The 608-nt window shown below is 65.8% G+C and carries 1 protein-coding gene; it reads right to left on the bottom strand.

All coding sequences use genetic code 11. The features are described 5' to 3' along the window. The coding region (locus ACS5Q1_RS46375) for an IS91 family transposase (RefSeq protein ID WP_473104539.1) at positions 1-473 on the bottom strand (473 nt) is incomplete at its 3' end. Positions 474-608 lie beyond the last annotated feature (135 nt).

The raw sequence follows: 608 nt of genomic DNA, 5'->3' as shown, positions 1-608 counted from the left end.
TGATAATGCAGGTTCTGGCCCCAACTGTGCAGGACCGCGACGAGACCGATCTCCGCCCCCAGATGTTTGGGGTCAGCGGCGATGGTGAGCAGCGTCTCGGCCGCGGCCTTGAACAGGATGGCATAGACGGCGGCCTTGTTCTGAAACGCGATGCCGGCCATCGGCGCCGGCAGCGTGAAGACCACGTGGAAGTAGGGAACCGGCAGGAGGTCACCCTGCCGCGCGGCGAGCCAATCCCGACAGGCCTGTCCTTGGCACTTCGGGCCATGCCGATTGCGGCAGGAATTGTAGGAGATGCGGATTGTCCTGCATGAGGGGCATCCCTCCAGATGGCCACCGAGAGCGGCTGTCCGGCACAGCTCGATCGCGCTCATCGTGCGGCGCTCGACCCGCCCGAGATGACCCTCATGGGCCTGCCGATAGGCCTCGCCGTGGCGACGCAGGATGTCCGCCACCTCCAGTCTTGCCGACATGACGACGCCGGCTCAGTTTGGGGGAACAACCTCCAGCCTCAGACGGTCGAGCGGGCTCTCCGTGCGGCGAATGAGGCCGTTCGAGACCTTCGTCAGAGCTTGCCGGAGTAAGCGGCGTGCCTCTCGGGCGAGCTG

The sequence above is a fragment of the Microvirga sp. GN3 genome, from assembly GCF_055792825.1.
Note: the sequence above shows the minus strand (reverse complement) of the source record. Positions and strands in the feature narration are given on the sequence as shown.